16 protein-coding genes are annotated in these 20,273 nt (G+C 64.6%); 6 read left to right on the plus strand and 10 right to left on the minus strand.

What is annotated here, in order from left to right; genetic code table 11:
* Positions 1 to 10 precede the first annotated feature (10 nt).
* The 3 genes from MFF62_RS09190 (at position 11) to MFF62_RS09200 (ending at position 3,446) form a co-directional block, all read left to right on the plus strand.
* Positions 11 to 475 carry a low molecular weight protein-tyrosine-phosphatase gene (locus MFF62_RS09190; RefSeq protein WP_238262375.1) on the plus strand — a complete coding sequence of 155 codons (465 nt, stop codon included), beginning with the start codon at positions 11 to 13 and terminating at the stop codon, positions 473 to 475.
* On the plus strand, positions 472 to 2,694 hold the full coding sequence (locus tag MFF62_RS09195) for a polysaccharide biosynthesis tyrosine autokinase (RefSeq protein WP_238262377.1): 2,223 nt from the start codon (positions 472 to 474) through the stop codon (positions 2,692 to 2,694). Before MFF62_RS09190 ends, MFF62_RS09195 begins: the two co-directional genes overlap by 4 nt.
* Positions 2,695 to 2,777: 83 nt before the next feature.
* Positions 2,778 to 3,446 carry an acetyltransferase gene (locus MFF62_RS09200; protein WP_238262379.1) on the plus strand — a complete coding sequence of 223 codons (669 nt, stop codon included), beginning with the start codon at positions 2,778 to 2,780 and terminating at the stop codon, positions 3,444 to 3,446.
* 28 nt (positions 3,447 to 3,474) lie between these two features.
* On the opposite strand, the gene MFF62_RS09205 is transcribed toward MFF62_RS09200, so the two are convergent.
* The 5 genes from MFF62_RS09205 to MFF62_RS09225 all read right to left on the minus strand — a co-directional run bounded on the left by MFF62_RS09205 (position 3,475) and on the right by MFF62_RS09225 (position 8,496).
* A complete protein-coding gene (locus MFF62_RS09205) occupies positions 3,475 to 4,188 on the minus strand; it encodes a phosphatase PAP2 family protein (protein ID WP_238262381.1) in 714 nt (237 codons plus the stop codon).
* An 8-nt stretch (positions 4,189 to 4,196) separates the two neighbouring features.
* Positions 4,197 to 4,874, minus strand: a complete 678-nt coding sequence (locus MFF62_RS09210) for a sugar transferase (RefSeq protein WP_283205328.1) — start codon at positions 4,872 to 4,874, stop codon at positions 4,197 to 4,199.
* Between the two features lie 277 nt (positions 4,875 to 5,151).
* Positions 5,152 to 6,225 (minus strand): acyltransferase family protein, encoded by a 1,074-nt coding sequence (locus tag MFF62_RS09215; RefSeq protein WP_238262383.1) that lies wholly within the window; start codon positions 6,223 to 6,225, stop codon positions 5,152 to 5,154.
* Positions 6,226 to 6,321: 96 nt separating this feature from the next.
* On the minus strand, positions 6,322 to 7,119 hold the full coding sequence (locus tag MFF62_RS09220; protein WP_238262385.1) for a class I SAM-dependent methyltransferase: 798 nt from the start codon (positions 7,117 to 7,119) through the stop codon (positions 6,322 to 6,324).
* Positions 7,120 to 7,164: 45 nt separating this feature from the next.
* The gene (locus MFF62_RS09225) at positions 7,165 to 8,496 is read right to left on the minus strand and encodes an NAD(P)-binding domain-containing protein (RefSeq protein WP_238262387.1); all 1,332 of its coding nucleotides are present in this window, start codon (positions 8,494 to 8,496) and stop codon (positions 7,165 to 7,167) included.
* Positions 8,497 to 8,842: 346 nt separating this feature from the next.
* Here MFF62_RS09225 and MFF62_RS09230 point away from each other — a divergent pair, with 346 nt between their 5' ends.
* Complete coding sequence (locus tag MFF62_RS09230; RefSeq protein ID WP_238262388.1) at positions 8,843 to 9,502, plus strand: sugar transferase; 660 nt, start codon at positions 8,843 to 8,845, stop codon at positions 9,500 to 9,502.
* Positions 9,503 to 9,579: 77 nt separating this feature from the next.
* Positions 9,580 to 10,653, plus strand: a complete 1,074-nt coding sequence (locus MFF62_RS09235; protein ID WP_238262390.1) for an ATP-grasp domain-containing protein — start codon at positions 9,580 to 9,582, stop codon at positions 10,651 to 10,653.
* A 99-nt stretch (positions 10,654 to 10,752) separates the two neighbouring features.
* Here MFF62_RS09235 and MFF62_RS09240 read toward each other — a convergent pair whose 3' ends face one another.
* A complete protein-coding gene (locus MFF62_RS09240) occupies positions 10,753 to 13,089 on the minus strand; it encodes a polysaccharide biosynthesis tyrosine autokinase (RefSeq protein WP_238262392.1) in 2,337 nt (778 codons plus the stop codon).
* A 425-nt stretch (positions 13,090 to 13,514) separates the two neighbouring features.
* Here MFF62_RS09240 and MFF62_RS09245 point away from each other — a divergent pair, with 425 nt between their 5' ends.
* Positions 13,515 to 14,540, plus strand: a complete 1,026-nt coding sequence (locus MFF62_RS09245; RefSeq protein WP_238262394.1) for a DUF1839 family protein — start codon at positions 13,515 to 13,517, stop codon at positions 14,538 to 14,540.
* An 84-nt stretch (positions 14,541 to 14,624) separates the two neighbouring features.
* Here MFF62_RS09245 and MFF62_RS09250 read toward each other — a convergent pair whose 3' ends face one another.
* The 4 genes from MFF62_RS09250 to MFF62_RS09265 form a co-directional block, all read right to left on the minus strand.
* On the minus strand, positions 14,625 to 15,353 hold the full coding sequence (locus MFF62_RS09250) for a Crp/Fnr family transcriptional regulator (protein ID WP_238262395.1): 729 nt from the start codon (positions 15,351 to 15,353) through the stop codon (positions 14,625 to 14,627).
* A 390-nt stretch (positions 15,354 to 15,743) separates the two neighbouring features.
* On the minus strand, positions 15,744 to 18,314 hold the full coding sequence (locus tag MFF62_RS09255; protein ID WP_238262397.1) for a glycosyl hydrolase 2 galactose-binding domain-containing protein: 2,571 nt from the start codon (positions 18,312 to 18,314) through the stop codon (positions 15,744 to 15,746).
* Complete coding sequence (locus MFF62_RS09260; RefSeq protein WP_238262399.1) at positions 18,311 to 19,297, minus strand: DUF1839 family protein; 987 nt, start codon at positions 19,295 to 19,297, stop codon at positions 18,311 to 18,313. The genes MFF62_RS09255 and MFF62_RS09260 overlap by 4 nt, the downstream gene beginning before the upstream one ends.
* The gene (locus tag MFF62_RS09265; protein WP_238262401.1) at positions 19,298 to 20,263 is read right to left on the minus strand and encodes an amino acid--[acyl-carrier-protein] ligase; all 966 of its coding nucleotides are present in this window, start codon (positions 20,261 to 20,263) and stop codon (positions 19,298 to 19,300) included.
* Positions 20,264 to 20,273: the final 10 nt, after the last annotated feature.

Below are 20,273 nucleotides of genomic sequence, written 5' to 3' on the forward strand. Positions count from 1 at the left end.
GATGCGAAATATGACGCGCTCAATCCTGGTGATTTGTATCGGCAACGTTTGTCGCAGCCCTATGGCGGCTGGCCTGCTGAGCCGTCACATGCCCGCATGCGAAGTGACTTCGGCCGGACTGGCCCCGCCGGTTGGCGCCCCCGCCGATCCCAGCGCCGTCAAGCTGCTTGCGCGCGAGGGCCTGGATATCGGCAGTCACCGCGCCCGTGCAGTCGATGGCGCACTCGTGGCGGCGGCAGACCTGATTCTTGTGATGGACAGCGAGCAACGCGAAGAAATCGAGCGCGCTTTCCCCATCGCACGCGGAAAAACCCATCGGATTTGCGAATCCACATCTACTGACGTGCCGGATCCGTACGGGTGCTCGCCGACCATGTTCTACATCGTTTTAGAACTAATCAAACAGGGCATCGCATCATGGTCTGCAAGGCTCGGAGAGGTTGCACCAACTAAGGGTCGAGGAGAGGCATCATGAGAACGGTCAGCACCCGGGATCCGGGCCCGGCAAGCGTCGACGAACAGCAGAGCACGGTGGACTTTACCGCCTACATCGATCTGCTGGCCCGCTATCGAAAGACCTTCCTGCTCGTCATAGGCATCGCCATCGTGATCGGCATCACCTATGCCATGCTCGCGAAGCCCGTCTACCGCACGAACATGACGGTGCAGGTGGAGGAATTGGGCGGCAACCACGTCAGCAAGCTCATCGCCGCCTTCTCGCAGGGCCCCGAAACCAAGCCCGCCGCTTCCGCGGAGATCGAACTCCTGCGCTCGCGCATGGTGGTCGGCAAGGCGTTCGACAACCTGCAGCTGTACATCGATGCCTCACCGCGCTACTTCCCCGTGATTGGCGCGTCGATCGCCGGCTTCAATCATGAGCTGTCGCACCCCGGGTTGTTTGGATGGGGTGGCTTTGCGTGGGGCCATGAGTCGATTACCGTGTCCCAGCTTGACGTGCCCGCGTCCATGGAGGAGCGCAAGATCCTGCTGACCGCACAGGCTGACAACACCTACAAGGTCCGGTTCGCCAGCGACGATGCCGAGGCGACCGGCAAAGTGGGATCGCCATTGACGATCAAGACGGCCCACGGCGCCGTCACCATCCTGGTCAGCCAGATGGATGGACGCCCCGGTACGCAGTTTGTGCTGCGTCGCCTGGCCCGTGCCGCGGGCATCGCGCGCTTGCAGGAGAAGCTGTCGATCAGCGAGCGCGGCAAGGATAGCGGCGTGCTTGGCGTATCACTGGAAGGCACTTCGCCGGACATGACGGCGGCCATCCTCAATGAAATCGGCAATGCCTACGTTGACCAGAACATCCGCCGCAAAGCCGCCGAAGCCGAAAAGTCACTCGCCTTTCTCGAACAACAGTTGCCGCTGCTCAGGCAGCAGGTCGACACGTCCGAGACCAAGTACAACGCGATGCGCAATCAACGCGGCACGGTCGACCTTGGCGAGGAATCCAAGCTGATCCTGGGCCAGTCGGTACAGATTCAGACCAAGCTGCAGGAGTTGCAGCAAAAGCGGCAGGAACTGGCGGCGCGATTCACGCCAACGCACCCTGCGATCTCACTCGTCGACGGTCAGATCTCCAGCCTCACCGCCCAGTTGAACGGTGTCACCGGACGGATCCAGAAGCTGCCGGAGGTGGAACAGAACGTGGTGCGCCTGATGCGCGACGTCAAGGTCAGCACCGAGATGCTGCAGTCCCTGCTCAACGACGTCCAGCAGCTCAAGCTGATCAAGGCGAGCAAGGTGGGAACGGCGCGGATCGTCGACCCGGCAGACCCGCCGCTCAGGCCCGTCCGGCCGGATCGGGTGCTCATCGTCGGGCTATCGCTGGCGCTGGGCGTGGTGGCTGGCCTGCTGGTGATCTTCGTGCGCCATACGCTCGAAGGCGGCGTGGCCGACCCGGACGAGATCGAGCGGCAGACGGGGATGACGGTCTACTCGACGATCCCCTTCAGCAAGCAACAGTCGCATCTGTCACCGGGCGCCGGCCTCCTGGCACTCCAGCAGCCGGACGATCCCGCCGTGGAGAGTTTGCGCAGCTTCCGTACCGCATTGCGTTTCGCTATGGCAGGGAGCAAGAACCGGACCGTGGTGATCACCGGGCCTGCCCCGGGCGTCGGCAAGTCCTTTATCTGTACCAACTTTGCCGCGATCGCCGCCACCGGACTCCGCGTGGTGCTAGTCGATGCCGACCTGCGCCGTGGCAGTCTGCAGAGTTCCTTCGATACCAGGCGTGGTCCCGGCTTGACCGAACTGCTGATGGGCGCGCCCCTGGAACAGGTGTTGCAGCGGCAGGTGGCGCCCGGTCTGGATTTCATACCGACCGGCTCCCAACCCCCGCACTCGACGGATCTGCTACTGAGCCCCACCATGGACTCCCTGCTCGAGCAGCTCAAGGCGCGCTATGACGTCGTGCTGATCGACACACCGCCCGTGCTGGTGGCTGCCGACGCAGGCATTCTGGCAGGCAAGGCTGGCGCCGTGTTTCTCGTGGCGCGTGCCGAAAAGACCACGACCGCCGAACTGCTGGCGTCGCAACGCGCCATCCTGCAGGCCGGCGCCGATGTCAAGGGCGTACTGTTCAACGGGCTTCTGATCGAGGGACGCTGGTACCGCGCCCACAGCTACTTTGGCAAGTACCGCTATCTCGCCGACTACGGCAACGGGCAGACCAAGCGGGCTTAGCCAGGCGACGGCGGCTGGGGTTTTCGTCCAGCCGTCGTCAGCTGCCGAACTGGAACGCCGCTTCGCCTCAGTACCAACACGTCATGCCACTCATTCAAGCAAATGCCGTCTCATCCGTTGTCATCGCCGGTTCAGGCGGTCTCGGGCTGGAGCTCTACGATTATTTGCAGGTCGAAGCACACCGCGGCGGACCATCGGTGGCAGGCTTTATCGATGACACACCGGACAAGGTGCCGGACGGCATAGACCTGCCAAATCTGGGCCCGATCCGGCAGTTTCGACCAGCGCCGCACCAGGCCGTGCTGGTGGCGATCGCCGCCACCCAGGTACGGCAAGACGTGCTGTCGTGGCTCCTGGAAATCGGGGTCGAGGTGCCCAGCTACGTCCATGACACGGCCGTCGTATCGCCCTGCTCCCGTCTGGGCATCGGCGCATTGATCTTTCCGTTCACGGTCATCAGCCGGGACGCGGTGGTGGAGGATGGCGTGGTGGCCAATGCCGGCTGCGGAATCGGGCATGGTGCCCGGGTGGGTGCGTGCTCCGTGCTGTCTCCGCACGCCGTGCTCAACGGCAACTCCGCCATCGGACCGCGGTGCTTTCTGGGGACGCGTGCGACGCTATTCCCTGGCACCAGCATCGGCGCGGACTGCGTGGTCGATTCCCATACCTGCGTGTCGACCAGCGCCAAGGACCGGAAATTCATCACGACTCGCGCGGTCCAGATGACTTCGCGAGTGATTCGCGATCAGTGATGCACGGCGCGGAGCCGCGGCTCGGTACTCAGTAGGTCTCGGAGCAGACGCGATACGCCGCCACCTGGCATTTCACGACGGTCACCACGACTTGGCCCGAGACCGGATCGGTGTCGATGTATCGGGAATAGCGCTCGGTAATACCGAACCAATCCAGTCCGCGTGACCACAATCGGTTTTTCACCGGACTGGTCCCTGCCAGCGCAAAAACGAAGAGGAATCCGCAAAGCGCCAGCCTCGCAAGCACCGACACTCGACTGGTGTGCGCGGGCCGACGAACGGGCTGGGGATCGGGCCGACGAAGGTGACGCAGGTTGATCCACGCCACGGCGGAGCCGACCGTCATGCCGATCAGGGTTTCGGCGGGCGTGTGATAGTGCCCGACCACCAGGGCAACCGCCACCACGAGGGCCATGCATATGCCGGCGGACAGGCCGATCCTGGCCATTCGCTGGCTCCAGGCCGATCCCAGTACGGCACCGAGCATCGGATAGACCGATGCCGTGAGCATGGCGTGCCCGCTCACGCTGTACACGTTCACCGATGGCATGGACCAGCCATTGAACTCGAACGCCAGCTTCCCTGCAAGAATGAGGGCTGCGCCGCCCACCAGCGACATGATCCAATAGCACGCGCGCTTCCACAAACCAAGGTAGGCCAGGCGGAGCGCAACCAGGCCCGCAAGGGGAATCGTCAGTGAAGCGCCTCCACTATGAACAACCAGTGTCCAGGATAGCTGCATCGGGACCCTCAACCTGCCGATTGGCCGCTTACCTGTACGTCCCGGCGGTCGCCCCCGGTTTCCGGCGCGCGTGCGGCATCGGGGTCGGCGACGCTCCGTTTGCTGCCCATGAAGCGCGGGGCGGAGAACTCTCCCACGGCGCTGATACCCTCGCGCGCGACGACCTTGATGACGGTCTTCCACAGGATCACGATATCCAGCCACACCGATACATGATCGACGTACCAGACGTCGAGCCGGAACTTCTCCTCCCAGCTGATCGTGTTGCGCCCGCTGATCTGTGCGAGCCCTGTAATGCCGGGACGGACCAGGTGGCGGCGCATCTGCTCAGGAGAGTAGCGCGGCAGGTATTCCATCAACAGCGGCCGTGGCCCCACCAGACTCATGTCACCCTTGAGGACGTTCCAGAGTTCAGGCAGCTCATCGAGACTGGTCGAGCGCAGAAACGCTCCAAACCTGGTCAGCCGCTCCGGATCCGGCAAGAGTTCGCCATCGGGTCCGCGCGCATCGGTCATCGTACGGAACTTGAGGATATGGAATGGCTTGCCATGAAGTCCCGGCCGCAACTGCCGGAAGAAAACCGGTTTGCCCAACCGCACGCGCACGAGGACAATCAGCAGCAGCAGCGGAATGGCAAGCAGCAACATACCCAGCAAGGCCAGGACAATATCAAAAACGCGCTTCATCACAATGACTCCGAGAAACCGCACCCGATTTGGCATGGCGCGGCAAACGCGCAGCCGACAGGCGATGGCCTCTGTTTGAACAGCCGATCCTCGGCCAGGAAAAGGTGAGCCTTGGGTGCAAAGGGGTTGCGTGCCGGCGCGGCGCCGCACGGGACCCGATACGGACCATGCGGGCAGCCAGGCGCGGCTTGACACCTCGCTGGATCAATATAGCCCACGAGGCGAGCAGGCTTTGCCGTGTTGTGTGGCGCTGGACACGGAATGCACACCGTCCGCGCTATGCACTCCGGTCCAGGGCCGCCGACCGCGTCAATACCCTCCGGCGCAACGCCCGCATCTTTACGTCGATTCTTCGCTCGACAACCCTGTAGACAATCATCGACACCACGATCGTGGCGCTCACGATCAACAGGCAGGCGACATCGCCCGGCAAGATCCTGTGTTTGTCGATCCCGGAAAAAAGGCGAGCAAAGCCCGGGATGGTGAACGCCTGCATCAGGTACAGCGAGTATGAGGAATCGCCGACGATCGGCAGCCAGCTCCCGCCTGCCCAGCCGCCGGCACTCTCCCAGAGCACCGCCCCGGATACGAGCAGCGCCGCCGGAATGCCCGCCGTGAGCACCCGGTAGTCCATCGAAGCGCTGGGCGTCAGGACAAAAAACCCGATGACGCCGATGGCGATCAACGCGGCGAAGCCCGGTTTGGAGAGTCGGTAGCCAGATCTGTAGACCCAGGCAAACATGCAACCAAACACGAATTCCAGCAGCAACGGGGACGTCAGAAATCGGTAGATGTATGGCGTGGGCCGGGTCAGTGACAGGACCGAAAGCACCACGAAGAATGCGGGCAAGGCCCAACGCGCGGCTCGCTCGGGGAAACAGATCGAGATGGCAAAGACCAGATAGAAGAACATTTCATAGATCAGCGTCCAGCCCACATAGAGCACCGGGTAGACATTGCCCTCGCCCTCGACCTCATAGGGGACAAAGAGGTAAGAGTCCAGGATCTCCGTCGCTGTGAACTCGAAGTGCTTGAGGTTCGGTACTACCCACAGCATGGCGAGCATCAGGCTGGTGAGAATCCAGTACATCGGCACGATGCGCGCGAGCCTGGCGACCATGAAATCCTTGGCTGCCAGCGGTCCGCGACTGTGGCCCGACGTCGCGATCACCATCACGAATCCGGATATGAAGAAGAAGATATCAACGCCCGCCCATCCCCATTGGCTGGCATTGCTGAAGACACCTGGCGTCCATCCGAAATTCCGGATCGTGGCGGCGGAATGATAGGCGACCACGGCGATCGCCGCGACGGCACGCAGCGACTGCACGGCAAACAAGTCTTGCTTCATGTCCTGGCTCCGGTGCTTTGCCCACGGCCCACGATCCGGTCACGGGCATTCACCGCGGAGGATTGCCTGTCGGTGTCATCCCGGTCCTGGCACGGGTCAGCCATGGTTGTCCCGCGCCAGTTCGTACGCCGTGGTACGAATGACGCCTCCGCTGTCCTTCACCTCGCAGAGCAGCCGCGTCGACAAGACCTTGAGGTTGAACGGCGGCGCGGTCAGCTCGATCGCGCTCGGCTTCTCGCCCCAGAGTCGGAGCGCGGAGCCGATGGGCTTGTCGAGGTTTGGTGTGAAGCCGGGTGTCGCTGGCGAGTACTCCGTCAGGATCAGTATCCTGTACGGCGTCAGGCGGGCCAGTACTTCGGCGATGAGCGCGTTATCCAGGTGATCCAGTACCTGGCGCAGGAACACGACGTCGCCTGCCGGCAAGGGCTCGCTGGTAATGTCGACGCACCGGAAGTCCACATCCAGGCCCGCGAACCGGGTGCGGTTCGACCGGACGACCGGCTCCACCACGTCGCACGCGATATAGCGCGCGCAAGCGGGTCGAATGCGCTTGCCGATATTGAAATCACCGCACCCAAGATCCACGACGTCAGGCCGACTCGGCATCGATGCCAGGTAGGCCGTCACGGCCTTGACATAGGTGTCGACGATCGTCGGGTCATGGGAGCTGCTTCCGCTGTAGAACTCCGCGGGGTCCTCCGCCACGCCCCAGGCGCCGGTTTCATAGACATTGGAAAACACCTCGCGCAGCGTCTTGCCTTGATATCTCGCCCCGTCCTTGCGGATGATCCGGTTGTGGTGGTAGTTCAGCAGCCACGTGGGCGCGTATGGCTTCACCCACTGCTTGAGCTTTGTCGTCAACACACTACGCATGGGCCTGCTCAGCGAATTCATGGTGTCTCCTACTGTTCTTGCGGGAATGTTGAGAACCCTGCCAGCCTAGTTTTCCGGGGCCTGAAGAATGCCTTGCCCATGCAGAACGCTTCCGCTCTTTGCCTCTACCGGCTCCACGGGAGCCGCCTGAGGTTTGATGATGTGATTGCCGGCTTCCTTCCTGAAGCATCGACCGATGTGCCCTGCGAGGTGTGGGGCCGCATACTTGGCGCCATAGATGAAACGCAGGGCGGGACCAAAGCTCGGCGCGGCCGCCGGACCCACGACATACAGGCCGGGCACATTGGTTTCGAAGTTGCGGGTCAGGCCTGGCGAGCCACCGTCGAGCGAGAGCGCATCCCGAAGCTCCTCCGAAAGAAAGGCGTGCTTCGCCATATCGGTCTTGAACCCCGTGGCGAGTACCACATGATCCGCGCGGATACTGGACGGCTTGCTCCCTGTCGCCACCTGCAGAACGATCTGCTCGTTCTTGAGTTCGGCGTGCGTGATCTCGGTCTGCGTGGAGATGTCGACCTTGCCTTCCACCCGGCTACGCAGCCACCAGGCACCCGACGCTGCCCAGCCGGTCTCCATGATCTTCTTGCGCCTTGAGGCATCCATCATGTGGAAGACCACCGGGTATTCGGACAGCAGGAATGACATCAGCAGCGAACCCGGACTATTGGAATTCCAGCCGCGCCCCAGGCCAACGCGCCCTCTAAGAAGCCTCGTCACGCCCCTGCGGACGCTGCGCTGCTCGCCACTCCAATTCACCTCATCGCGCACGAGCAGGCGAACGCGGGCGCCGAGCTCGCTGAACAGTGCCGCCAGCCCGATCGCCGACTGCCCGCCGCCGACGACGACGATATCCTTGCCTTCCGCCCAGGCGAGGTTCCCGATTTCACTGGAGTGCACCACATAGGGTCGCGGCAAGCCCTGCAGGGCGAGAGGCCTTTGCGCGAATCCCTTCAGGCCCAGGGCGATGACCGCACGCCGCGCCACCAGGGAACCGCCACCGGCCAGGGCCAGCTGAAAGCCGCCATCCGCGCGATGCATGTCGACGACTTCCACCGGGCGCGCATGGTCAACCACCTGCGACTGAAACCAAAGCCCGTAGTCCACGAAGAGTTCCAGCGGCATGCGGATGCCCACTGCCTTGTAGGCGATACGATGGCGACGACAGTACGCTTCCATCGTGTAGCCCCGCCATGGCGCATAGAGACTGGAGGCGAACGGCTCCGAGCGCAGGAGCATCCCGGGGGGCATGAAGTCTCTCCACGCATGCATGGGTTTCCCGAGAATTTGATGGGGGACACCGGACCTGGACAGATGAGCCGAAATCGATAAGCCATATGGGCCGGCGCCGATAATCACCGTATCCGTCGACGCGATCGTCATTGCTTCTCCCATTGAACTTGCGCGTCGGCCCTTGCGGGTCTGCGCAGTACAAGATGCCTTGATCGCTGGCATCAGCGCCTGGCCAGTCATGTCACGTCAATCTAGAGGCAGCCGCCCCTGTCATCCGTGCGGGCGCCCACACATGACCGATCTCGCGTCGCAATCTTCAATGTTGAGCGGTCCACCGTTCTTGCACGATCCGCCGCACGGCAGTACGTGGCCTCGGCCACATTTCCGCGCTTCACGCAGCAGCCCGGCATGGTTAGATTGACTCCGGAGCGGATATCCGTTGTCTGTCCAGGGACGACTGCGAGCATCGCTCCTGGACAAACCAGACAGATCGATCATGAAGCGCTCTTTCGACATCGTTTTCGCCGCCGTGGCATTACTTGCCTTGGCCTTGCCGTTGCTGGTCCTGGCTGGCGTGGTGCGCTGGAAGCTCGGCAGTCCCGTGTTCTTCCGTACGACACGCGCAGGACTTGGCGCCAAGCCATTCAAGTTCATCAAGTTCCGCAGCATGACGGAGGCGCGAGGCCCCGATGGCGAACTCTTGCCGGATGAAGACCGGCTCACGCCGTTTGGTGCCTTCCTTCGCCGATCGAGCCTCGATGAGCTGCCCCAGTTCTGGTGCGTACTGGTAGGAGACATGAGTGTCGTTGGCCCGCGGCCCTTGCCAATGAAATACGTACCGTGCTACTCGGCCGACCAGGCACGGCGTCATCTTGTCCGTCCCGGAATAACTGGCTGGGCGCAGATCAACGGGCGCAACGCGCTCACCTGGGAAGAAAAGTTTCGCTTCGACACCTGGTACGTGGATCACCAATCCTTCTGGCTGGATTTGAGGATCCTCTGGCTCACGCCGGGCGTGGTCATGCGCCACCGTGGCATCAATGCCGCGGGGGACGTGACCGTGCCGACGTTCACAGGCAGTCCGGCGGTCGTCCAGCCCGCCCCCAGCGCGCCCTCGTGCATACCGGAGGAAGAGATGCCGGTTCGCTCAACGTGATGCGTCTTCATGCGGTATGTCGCATTTTCCCGTGACGTTCTGGCGGATACATCAGACTGGATGCAATCGGAGTGCACATGAATGTCCTGCTGACATGCGTAGGTAGAAGGCGCTATCTGGTCGAGTATTTCAAGTCGGAGCTGAATGGCGCCGGCAAGGTACTCGGCGTGGACATGCAAGCCAATACGACAGCCGCGAGTGCGTGCGATGTATTCCTGACCGCGCCAAGCCTCCATGCCGAGCACTACATCGACTTCCTGCTCGACGTATGCAGGGAGCATCGGGTTTCGGCCATCCTGTCGCTGAATGACCTCGAACTGCCGCTCATCGCGGCGCACGCACAACGGTTTCGCGAGATAGGTACGATACCCGTCATCTCGTCCAGCGAGGTCATCCGCCTATGCGCGGACAAGTTCCTGACAGCGCAGTTCGCCGAATCGATTGGGCTGTCCACGCCGCGCAGCTATGCGACGCTGGACAGCGCGGAGTCTGCCATTGCGGCGGGCTCGGTGAATTTCCCCCTCGTGGTCAAACCCCGCTGGGGCAGCGCAAGCTTTGGCATCTTCTTCGTCGAGGACCGAAACGAGCTTCGCTTTGCCCATGCCTACTGCCAGCGGATCTGGCAGCAATCGATCTTCGGAATGTTGGGCCAGCCAGGTGAACAGGTGCTGATCCAGGAAATGATTTCGGGCCAGGAATACGGGATCGATATCTTCAATGATCTCCACGCGAACCTGGTCGGATTCGCGGTGCGCAAGAAACTGAGGATGCGGGCGGGAGAGACGGACCAGGCCATCACTGTCGAAGGCACGCCATTCCGCGAACTGGCCGCACGCATCAGCCGGGAGTTGCGACATATCGGCAACGTCGACTGCGATATGATCGAACGCGACGGACGCCACTACCTGCTGGAAATGAATCCAAGATTCGGCGGCGGCTATCCCTTTACCCATATGGCCGGCGCCAACCTCGTACGGGTGCTGCTGAACTGCTTGCGTGGTGGGCAGCCAGCGCAGGAAGTCCGGTACCAGGCCGGTGTCGAACTGGCCAAGTGTGACTACCTGGTCAGGATGAATACGCCGAACGAGGCAGAAGCAACGCTGGCCGCGCCGCTCCAGTCGTTGATGGAAGGCGTGGCGGAAGGCCAGTGAACCGCCCCTGCCCCCAGTGATCCACCCCTCCCCCCACTGAATCGCCCCGCCCGCGTTGCCGGGCGGCAACGCGTACGCCGGCGGGCCGCCGGCTGTGCTTCAGGCCGCCTCGCCGGACCCGGTGCGCACGTGGGCGATCTGTCTGACTGACGTCGCCACCAAGGGCATGCCCAGGTAGGGATTCATGGTGCCGAACTCCGCCTGGTTGCTGCGCTTCGGTGTGACGCCATTGAGGATGCCACCCGACAGATTGGCGTGCGCACGTGCCAGCCGCTTGAGCGATTCATCGACCTGGTCGGGCAACGTCGACCCTGCGCGCAGCACCATCAACGTGCCGCCGACCACGTTCGCGACGAGCGCGGCGTCGGCCACGGCCAGCACGGGCGGCGTATCGATCAGTACCAGGTCAAAGCGGTCCGCGCAGGCCCGCACGCATTCCGCGAACGCCGGATGCATCAGCAGCTCCGACGGGTTCACCGGAGGCAGGCCAGCCGGCAGCACGGACAGGCCGTTGATCACGGTGCGCTGAACGGCCTCCGGCAACGCCACGCGACCGGCGAGCAGGTCGGCGAGGCCCACGTCGGTGGGCAGGTCGAACCAGTTGCCCACCTTGCCGCGCCGCAGATCGGCATCGATCAGCAACACACGCTGGCCGGCTTCGGCAAACAGCACGGCAAGATTGACCGATGCGAACGTCTTGCCGGCGCCCGCCGTGGGACTCGTCACCGCCAGCACCCGTTGCGGCGCATCACGCAACATGAAATGCAGCGCCGCGCGCACGCTGCGCAACCCTTCCACCGCCATCGAGTGCGGGGCATTGCGCGCCAGCAGGAACTGATCGTGCAAGCCAAGCCGCAGCAAGCGCTCGGCGCCATCGAGGTCATCCTGGCAGTTGACGGCGAGTTCGTCCTGGTTGACGAGCGCGTGGCCGGGCGCGTGCGCCAGCAGCCCCGCGACCTTTTCCTGCACCGACTTCGCACGCGCACCGACAAGCTTCTCCAACTCCACCTGCTCCTGGCTGAACACGACGTCGCCAAGCATCGGCAGCCCGAGCCGCAGTTCGGCGTCGTTGGCGGAGCCCAGCGTGGGCCGGACGCGCTGGCGCATGGTCACGCAGGCCATCGCCAGGCAGAGCCCCATCAGCGCGCCTGCCGCGGTGGCAGGCCAGGGGCCCAGGCCCACGGGGCGCACCGGCACCAGCGCGCTGTCCAGCACCCGCACCAGTCCCACGCGATCGAGCTGCACCAGCGACAGTTGCTCCAACTTGTTGCGCAACGTCATGTACATGTCTTCGGCGACCTTCACGTCGCGCGTCAGCGCCACCGATTCCCGCTCGGTCGCGGAAATGTTCTGGTAGCGCGAATCCATGTCCTTGCGCTCGCGCACCAGTTGCTGGATCTGGTTGTCGACCGTCTTGACCTCGTTCGCTTCCTCGGTGAACCGTTGCAGCAGCCGCGTGCGTTCCAGCTTCAGCAACGCGATCTGGCGCTGGTAGTCCATGCTGCCAGACAGGTACGACTGCGCATCCTGTGTCGGTGCCATGGAACCCGCCTTCGAGCGGTAGCGCGTCAATGCGGCCTCGGCGCGCTCCAGTTCCCCTTTGACGCGCGGGATCTCGTTGCCCAGGAAGGCCAGCGTCGTCGCCGTATCGTCGCGCCGCTGCGTGGCCTGGTTGCCGATGAACGACTCGGTGATGCCATTGACCAGCGCGGCAGCGGCCGTTCGGTCGGCGGTCCGCCACGAGATGCTCACCGTGTTCGCATCGCCGGGCTGCATCTCGACGCGCAGCCCGTTGGCCACGTCGCTGATCGTCTGCACCAGGTCGTGGCGCGTGAGCATGAAGCGCGTGCCGGGCCGGGCGTCAATGCGCGACACCATCAGCGCCACGCCGTTCGCCTCCGCCCGCGTGCCCACATGGCCATCTAGCAGTTCGCTGTCGCGGTCGTAGAGCCGGTACCCGTTGTCGGGCAGGACCTCCAGCGTCAGCGGCACGTTGAGCAGGCGTTCAGGCACCGAGAGCTTGTCCACCTCGATCTTTTCGCCTCCCCACGCGTACCCGAGGCTTTGCGGCCACGGGGCACCCACGCTGCCGGGATTGGCTAAACGCGCGACCAGCCCGCCGATCAGCGGCGCGCGCAAGGGCTGCGCCGTGACATCGAGACCCAGCCGCTCCACGACGGGGGCCACCACGGTGCGGCTGCTCAGCATGGCGACATCGAGCGGCACGGTGGGGGCCTGCATGGCCCCGGCGGCGTTGCGTGCCTGCGCCGCGCCTTCGCGCGGCTGCAGCACCTGGACCAGCGCGCTCGCACTGTACACCGGCGGCTGCGAAACCGCGCACATCCAGGCCACCACCGCGCCCACCAGGCCGGCACCCAGGATCCACCCGGCGTGGTCCACCATGGCACGTCGCATCTCGCCGCCAGCCGCAGGCATTGCTGCATCGACCGTTCCGGCTCCGGTTGCAAAAAATGGCATCTTGCTCACAACGTCCCCCTTGACTCCGAATACGGCCATGTCCCTGCGGGCGCGGCTTGCCTGGTTGAGCCAGTTGTCATGCACGGGGCCCTATGCGCGGCGCTCTCATCATGCTTCCTGGTGCCTGCGTGCCGGTATGCGCTACGAACGCGTTTGCACACGCCGGCCAGCGTGGATGTGGCCAGTGTAGGGATCCGGATGAAAACGATTCTGTTCGATTCCGCACACGTTGCCCGCCGGGCCGTGGTCGTGGCCGGACGACGGCCAATCTGTTGGAAAGCGTACCGAACTGCCGCGCCGGAACGGCTCCAATGCTGATGGACACGCACGCGCATGGCCGGCCGGCTCCCCGCCGCCTGCCATCCCAACCCGGAGGAAACGAGATGGAGCAATGCACAGCGGATGCCCTGGCACCCACGCAGACCGTACGGCCCGTGGTGGCGCCGCAGCGCCTGCTGCACGGCGAGGCGTCGATCTGGCAGGAAACGAACTGCTACATGGACCTCTGGATCGAGCTGCTGTATGGCTGGCACCTCGACCCGCGCGCAGCACTGCCGTTCACCGTGACGCAGGACTATGAAGGCGACCATTTCACTTTCTTCAAATACCCGCAGGCCGATCTGGAACAGCTGTATGGAACGGTGGTGCAGGAAAGTGCCATCTATGACACGCTGGAAGCACACGTCGCGGAGCAGGTGCGACGCGGCCACACGATGCTGGTGGAGATGGACAGCTTCTACCTGCCCGATACGGGTAACACGACCTATCGCACGAGCCACGTGAAGACCACGATCGCGGTCGTCCAGATCGATCCGGCGGCGCAGACGATGTCCTACTACCACAACTCCGGGCACTACACCGTCGACGGCGAGGATTACCGGGGCCTGATGCGGCTCACGCCCGAACTCAGCACCAACGGCAACATCCTGTTTCCGTACGTCGAGTGCGCGAAGCGCGTGCGCGCGCCGCTGCAGGGCCGCGAACTGGCCCATACGGTTGCACAGCTGATGCGCTATCACCTCGGCCGGCGCCCGGCGCAGAACCCCATCACGCGCTGGCGTACCGAGTTCCCGGCGCAGGTCGACGCCATCCTTGCGCGCGGCGATGCCTACTTCCATCACTACGGATTCAACCTGCCACGCCAGCTGGGCGCCAACTTCGAGATGCTTCATCACTGCCTGAACTGGCTCGGCGAACACGGCCATCCGGTGCCGCCGGCCATCGGCGAGGCGGCCAGCAGAATCGCAACCGAATGCAAGGTGCTCCAGTTCCGCCTGGCGCGCGCCGTGGCACGCCAGCGCGCCGATGCCTGCACCGAGTGCCTGGACAACCTGGAGGCCGCCTACGGCACCGCGCTCGCGGGCCTGGTCTCGTCGTTCGGTAGCATCGAACCGGCACATGGCGAATAGGCGTCGCTCGCGAAGCGCGCCCCGGAACCCCGCCTGACGGCGGGTGGCATGCGGGGCGTGCTGCATGGCGCCAATGCCGGCCGGTCAGGCGTGCGCCAGGGTCAGTGCTGGCAGCAGGCGGTCATACTCGCGTTTGACGAGCTTGTAGCATTCGCATGAATGCTCCTCCAGTCCGCAGCGGTCCAGCACGGTGATGTGGCCGCGGCTGTGATGGATCAGGCCCAGGTCTTCCAGCTTGCCGGCGGCTTCCGTCACCCCTTCGCGACGCACACCCAGCATGTTGGCAATCACCTGTTGCGTGATCACGAGTTCGTTGCTGGCGATACGGTCAATGGCCAGCAACAGCCAACGGCACAACTGCTTGTTCAGCGAGTGGTGACGGTTGCAGGCGGCGGTCTGGGCAATCTGCGTCAGCACGGCCTGCACATAGAGCAGCGTCATGCGCTGCAGCGTGGGCAGTTGCGTCAGCTCGGCACGCAGCGCACGGGCCGGGATGCGGTACGCAAACCCAGGGCTTCGCACTTCCACGCGGCTGGGCATGGTGTCGCCACCCGTCACCACGGGTATGCCAACCAGGCCTTCGTTGCCCACGGCGGCGAATTCCACCGTGGCGCCGTCCTCGAGCAAGGAGAGCAGCGACACCACCGACGTGGTGGGAAAGTACACGTGCACGATGCGCTGGCCCGAATCGGTCAGCAATTCCCCTGCACGCAGGCGGACGAGCTCGAAGTGTCGCGACAACACTTCCCATTCATGGCGTGGCAACGCGTTGAGCAGATGATTGACATGCAGGTCCGACCGATGCGTGATCATTTTTTTTCCCTCTCCGTATGACCGGAGCGACATCGGTACGCGCACGCAGGCAACGCCTGCGAGACGTGTGACCCGACTTCGCCGCTCCACCCTCTATCAGCTAGCTTGCTGGCGAATGTCTGGCAGCCTTGGCGGCTGCCACCCGTAAAACCTGCCGGAGCCGTTGCACCCCGGAATTGCTTTGTTGTTGACTGTATTAAGTGCCATGGCGCACAGAACCGACAGTAGGCAGACGGATAGGTCAGGCCGTAATGCTTTGGTAGGTTGGATGTAGGAATTCGGAGGAGGGAGACGCGGGCGCGGCGGGGCAGGCACACCGGCCATAAGGTGGAGGGATATGTGACCTGCCGCGCCAGCCGTGGCATAGCGGGCAGGTGTAGATCGACCGCTTCAGCCGTCGTAATTGACCGACCGATCGGCGTTCAGGGCGGATACCTCGCCCGAAGGGATGGCGCCGGTACCGGCTCCACCCACGGCATCGTGCATCAGGCGGATGCGGCGCGATTCGCCCGGCCCGAGATGGAACCAGTCAACCTCGGGCAGGTACGCGTGGTCGTCGATATGCACCCAGCGCGCGAAGCGCTGCGCCGTCACCGTGAGCCACCAGACACCGTCTTCACATGCCACGCCGGCACGCAGGCCCGGATCGCGCAGGGCATCCGCGCGCCGGTCCGGCAGATAGACGGACTGGCTGAGCAACCGGTTGCCTGCCTTGTCGGGGGGGCTGTCCGGCGGCAGGTCATGCAGCGTCGCCAGTACCACGTCGTGCGCGGGCGGACCGAAGCGGTACGCGTATGTGAAGTCGAAGAAGTGGTCGAGCAGCTCCGCTGCCACCAGCCGCCGCGATTCGCGCGGCGCCAGCGTCAGCGTCAGCGTGGCGTGGCTGGCCACGGCCTCGCCGTCGCGCAGGCAGCGCAGCGTCAGTTGCACGGTGCGAGGCACGGCGGTTTCATTGATCACGTGAACGTGCAGCCCGTTCAACCCCTCGTCCGTCAGGATGACTTGCAGCGGCAGCCAGACCTGGCGCAACGCGTGCCACGCCGATTTCGGCCGTGCCTGCGCGTCGACGATGCCCCACCCGGGGCCTGGCAACAGGTCCTGCAGCTGCCAGACCAGGCCGCCCTGGCAGGTGGAACCGATGCGCCGCCATTCGCCGAATACCTCGGTCATGATCTCGGCCACCACGGCGCGCGACAGCGCCAGGTAGCGCGCCGGGCGTTCATAGCGCAAGCGCGGCGGGTCGACATCGTAGAGTGCGCGCAGGTAGAAGTCGCGAATGTCCTCGAAATCCCACGCCGCACCAGCATCGCGCGGCACGCGCGCCTTCCAGCGCGGGTCGTGCAGCGGTTGCGACAGGCCGGCTTCGCGCAGCGTGCGCGCGCAGGGTACGTTGGCAAAGGCCAGGCATTCGGAGGTGAACCGCACGTTGGCCAGCCGCGCGTCGGACAGCGGTCGCTGGTAGGCGCCCACGCCGTAGTAGTGCGTGACGCCCGTGTCGGGCTGGAACGGCCATGCGCCCTCGCTGGGCGAGTTGCGCACATAGACCACATCGGGACGATGCTCGGCGACCAGCGCGGGGATCAAGGTATCGAACAGCGGCTGGCGCCACGCACCGCGCGGCGCGCCCATCATTGCCGCCTGCTGCTCCGCTTCGCTGCCGCCGCACAGAACCGCCAGGCTCGCGTGCGCGCGTGTCGATGTCAGCCATTGCGACACCTCGCGCCGCGCATCGTCCATCAGCACGGCATTGGCGCCAGACGCGTCGCCGTAGTCGAAATTCGCGAACATGAAGTCCTGCCACACCAGCAGGCCCAGCGCGTCGCATTGGCGATAGAACGCCTCGCCCGGATAGCAGGTCACGCCGCTCACGCGCACCATGTTCGCACCGGCATCGCGTGCCAGCCGCAGCCAACGCGCCACGGCTTCGTCGGTGTCGGCCAGGCCAGGCAGGTCGTGGCTCGATACGCAGGCGCCACGGCAGAACACACGCTCGCCGTTCACGCGCAAGGCGAAAGCGCCGGCGTCGCCCTCGCGATCCTCGGTGATCGTGCGGAACCCGACATGGCCACAGGCCAGCACATGGCCGCCAACGCTGGCGTCGATGTGATAGAGCGCCGGATCGCCATGCGTATGCGGCCACCAGCGTTGTGCATTGGGGATGCGCAGCGTGCCGGCCAGCGTTTGCGGGCCGATGCGGCGCAGTTCGCCATGCCACACGGCGTGCTCGGGGCCGATCGCCGAGAACGCACCATGTGCCGGCGCCGGCCCCGGATAGTGCAGGGTTGCCTCGACGATGCCATCGCTGCCTTCGATACGGCTCGACAACTGCGTGCGGACACCGTGCGTGGGATCGTTGCCCGCAGGATCGAGCAGCTCGATATCGCGCCACGGCCCGACCGCGTGCACGGGCGGGCACCAGCCGGGCATATGCCCGAGTAGCGTGGTGCGTACGGTCCGCAGCGTGGGCGGCTGGATCATGCGGGGTTTCCAGCGGACGGGGCCGCGCTGCGTGCGTAGCCACGGATGCAGCGCGCGAAAGCACAGATGCAGCACGTTGTCCGCGCCCGCCAGCTCCACTGCCACCTGGTGTGCCGCAAACATGTGATGCGTGGTGAGTACCCGCACGCCGTTGAGCCAGACTTCGGCAATCGTGGCCAGGCCGTTGAAGCGCAGCAGCCGGCGTCCGCTGCCGGAGAAATGCAGCCGGTACCAGTAGTCGTGCTGGTGCAGGGGCGGCGGCGCGGTATCGTCCCAGCGCCCGGCCGCGCGTAGTGCACTGGCCACGGTTCCCGGCACTGGCGCCGGCAGCCAGTGGCCGGTCTCGGACAGCTCCCCCGGATGCGCAGCGGCATTCGCGAAGGTTTCAAGCAGGGACCAATCCCCTTCGAGCCGCGAAGGCCCCACGGCCACCCCGGGTTGAAGGATGGGCAGCAGTGTCGGTTCCGGATCCCGTGCAGTCATGTGACGGTCTCTCCAAAGTGGGACGCGAGCGCGGGCACCGTGCCCTGGTAAGCCAGTTCGAGCTGCTCGAGGCAGTCCTGGCAGCTGTCCGGCTTGCGGCTGATGACGGCGCGCATCAGCCGAAACTGCATGACCATCGCCTCGGATGCCATCGTGTAGCACGCTTCGGCCACTGTATCGGGCAGCGCCTGCCCGTTCATGACCAACCAGCGCACATAGCGGCCCAGCAGCTCGAAATTGGCGCCAAGCTGCCGCAGGACGCTGGCGGCATAGATCTGGAAGTTCGACTCGTTGCGCGCCATCAACTGCTCCAGGTGCGCCGGGAACGCGGCGCGGAATGCCTGGATCGGGTTCTCGCGCGGGCGCCGCGCCAGATGCCCGCGCAGCAGGTCCACCGATGCGCGCAACAGGGTCTCATCGGTCAACGCTGGAAAGCGGCGCCGCACCACTTCCGCCTGCGGAAACATGGCCACGCCCCACATGGTCTCGTGGGCTGGCATGCGGAAGATGGCCAGGTAATCATCACCGCTCGCGGTGTGGTAGCCGTCGTGGTGGTAGTAGCCCACCGCCGTCGCCTCGGGCACCATGGCATCGATCGCAATGCACGCCCGCGCGTGCTGGCGCCGGTAGGTGCCGACAGGCTGCGGCAGCTGGTAGCTGTCCACCTCCAGCAGCACCGCGTTGCCGCGGTTGGTCTGTGCGGCAACATGCGCCTCGAGCCGGTTGTAGGTCGACAGCTCGTCCTTGACGATGCCGTACAGGCACTCGAGGTCGGCCGACGGAATGTTCGACGACGTGAATTGGTCTCCCTCGAAATCGAGGGTGACCGTGAACGGTAAAGCTGCGACGGGCTCGAATTCCCATCCATGCAACAGTTCGACCCAAAGGTCGATATGGCGGTTGGAATGTGCCCATACCGGGTTGCCACCATGCAGCGCAAGCGCGCCGCCGCGTGTGCGTACAGCCTTGCCGTCTCCGTACATTTACACGTCTCCCAGCGTCTCACGCACCGGTTGCGGCCAGGTGTCCGGATCGAGCCCGTGGTGCTTGAGCAGCGCCAGCACCAGCCGTTCAATGCCGAAGCCCACACAGCCCGTATGTGCCGCGCCGCCATCGGGCAGGCCGATATGCCAGAGCGCACCGAAGTGGTCGATGTGGTAGTTGAAACTCATGCAGGCAGTGGGCGGCGCGCCGTCGTTGACCGGAATCAGCAGCTCGAACTTGAGCTTCAGCTCGCGCTGGCTGTCGGCCACGATCTTGCCGCCGCGTCCGAAGAACGGATCGTTGGCCACGTCGACCTCCACCGGCAGCTGCAGCGCCTCGGCCAGGGCCTGTCCGCGCTCCATCCACAACTGGCGGAATGCGACGATGCGCTCGGGCGAGCCCAGGCACACGTATTCGCGCTGGCGAAACAGCTGCATGCGCGTGGGCTCCAGCGACGGCTCGTGCCGGTAGCAATACGACAGCACATCCACCACCTTGCCTTCGGGGGGCAGCGGGCCGCGCTTGGCCACCACGGGGTAGATCGGGTAACAGGCAGCGGGGGTCAGCACGACGCCGGTGAACTCCTGCTGGTCGGTCCACTCTTCCTTGTCCTCCAGCCTGGCCAGCAGGCGGCGGTGGGCGCGGTCGTCGCCGCAGAAGCTGTGGATGGTGCCGGCCAGTTGCGGGAAGTTCTTCAGGTATTCGCTGGTCTCGAAGTCCTGCCGGCCCATCGCAGGGGGAAAGTGCAGGACTTCGGCCTGCTGGTCCGCGCCGATGCGCGTGATGGCCGCGTTCAGACCATTGGCGATGCTTTCGAATCGCGCGCTGCGGCCATATAGCCCCCTGACGCCGGTTTCGATCAGCATGCCCGCGGCCAGCAGCTGCTCCAGGTAGGTCCGCTCGGCGGGCGCGGATTCGGCCGCGCCGCCGCTGCTCACGACCTCGGTCAATGCATGGGCATCCATAGCTGTTTCC

The sequence above is a fragment of the Cupriavidus pauculus genome (assembly GCF_022179805.1).
Lineage (GTDB): Bacteria > Pseudomonadota > Gammaproteobacteria > Burkholderiales > Burkholderiaceae > Cupriavidus > Cupriavidus pauculus_E.

What these genes read in the sequence shown, in the direction of transcription:
- MFF62_RS09255 (WP_238262397.1), bottom strand. Translation starts at nt 18,314, where the DNA reads ATGACTGCACGGGATCCGGAACCGACACTGCTGCCCATCCTTCAACCC.
- MFF62_RS09225 (WP_238262387.1), bottom strand. Translation starts at nt 8,496, where the DNA reads ATGACGATCGCGTCGACGGATACGGTGATTATCGGCGCCGGCCCATAT.
- MFF62_RS09220 (WP_238262385.1), bottom strand. Translation starts at nt 7,119, where the DNA reads ATGAATTCGCTGAGCAGGCCCATGCGTAGTGTGTTGACGACAAAGCTC.
- MFF62_RS09210 (WP_283205328.1), bottom strand. Translation starts at nt 4,874, where the DNA reads ATGAAGCGCGTTTTTGATATTGTCCTGGCCTTGCTGGGTATGTTGCTG.
- MFF62_RS09205 (WP_238262381.1), bottom strand. Translation starts at nt 4,188, where the DNA reads ATGCAGCTATCCTGGACACTGGTTGTTCATAGTGGAGGCGCTTCACTG.
- MFF62_RS09250 (WP_238262395.1), bottom strand. Translation starts at nt 15,353, where the DNA reads ATGATCACGCATCGGTCGGACCTGCATGTCAATCATCTGCTCAACGCG.
- MFF62_RS09190 (WP_238262375.1), top strand. Translation starts at nt 11, where the DNA reads ATGACGCGCTCAATCCTGGTGATTTGTATCGGCAACGTTTGTCGCAGC.
- MFF62_RS09230 (WP_238262388.1), top strand. Translation starts at nt 8,843, where the DNA reads ATGAAGCGCTCTTTCGACATCGTTTTCGCCGCCGTGGCATTACTTGCC.
- MFF62_RS09215 (WP_238262383.1), bottom strand. Translation starts at nt 6,225, where the DNA reads ATGAAGCAAGACTTGTTTGCCGTGCAGTCGCTGCGTGCCGTCGCGGCG.
- MFF62_RS09200 (WP_238262379.1), top strand. Translation starts at nt 2,778, where the DNA reads ATGCCACTCATTCAAGCAAATGCCGTCTCATCCGTTGTCATCGCCGGT.
- MFF62_RS09235 (WP_238262390.1), top strand. Translation starts at nt 9,580, where the DNA reads ATGAATGTCCTGCTGACATGCGTAGGTAGAAGGCGCTATCTGGTCGAG.
- MFF62_RS09245 (WP_238262394.1), top strand. Translation starts at nt 13,515, where the DNA reads ATGGAGCAATGCACAGCGGATGCCCTGGCACCCACGCAGACCGTACGG.
- MFF62_RS09240 (WP_238262392.1), bottom strand. Translation starts at nt 13,089, where the DNA reads ATGCCTGCGGCTGGCGGCGAGATGCGACGTGCCATGGTGGACCACGCC.
- MFF62_RS09195 (WP_238262377.1), top strand. Translation starts at nt 472, where the DNA reads ATGAGAACGGTCAGCACCCGGGATCCGGGCCCGGCAAGCGTCGACGAA.
- MFF62_RS09265 (WP_238262401.1), bottom strand. Translation starts at nt 20,263, where the DNA reads ATGGATGCCCATGCATTGACCGAGGTCGTGAGCAGCGGCGGCGCGGCC.
- MFF62_RS09260 (WP_238262399.1), bottom strand. Translation starts at nt 19,297, where the DNA reads ATGTACGGAGACGGCAAGGCTGTACGCACACGCGGCGGCGCGCTTGCG.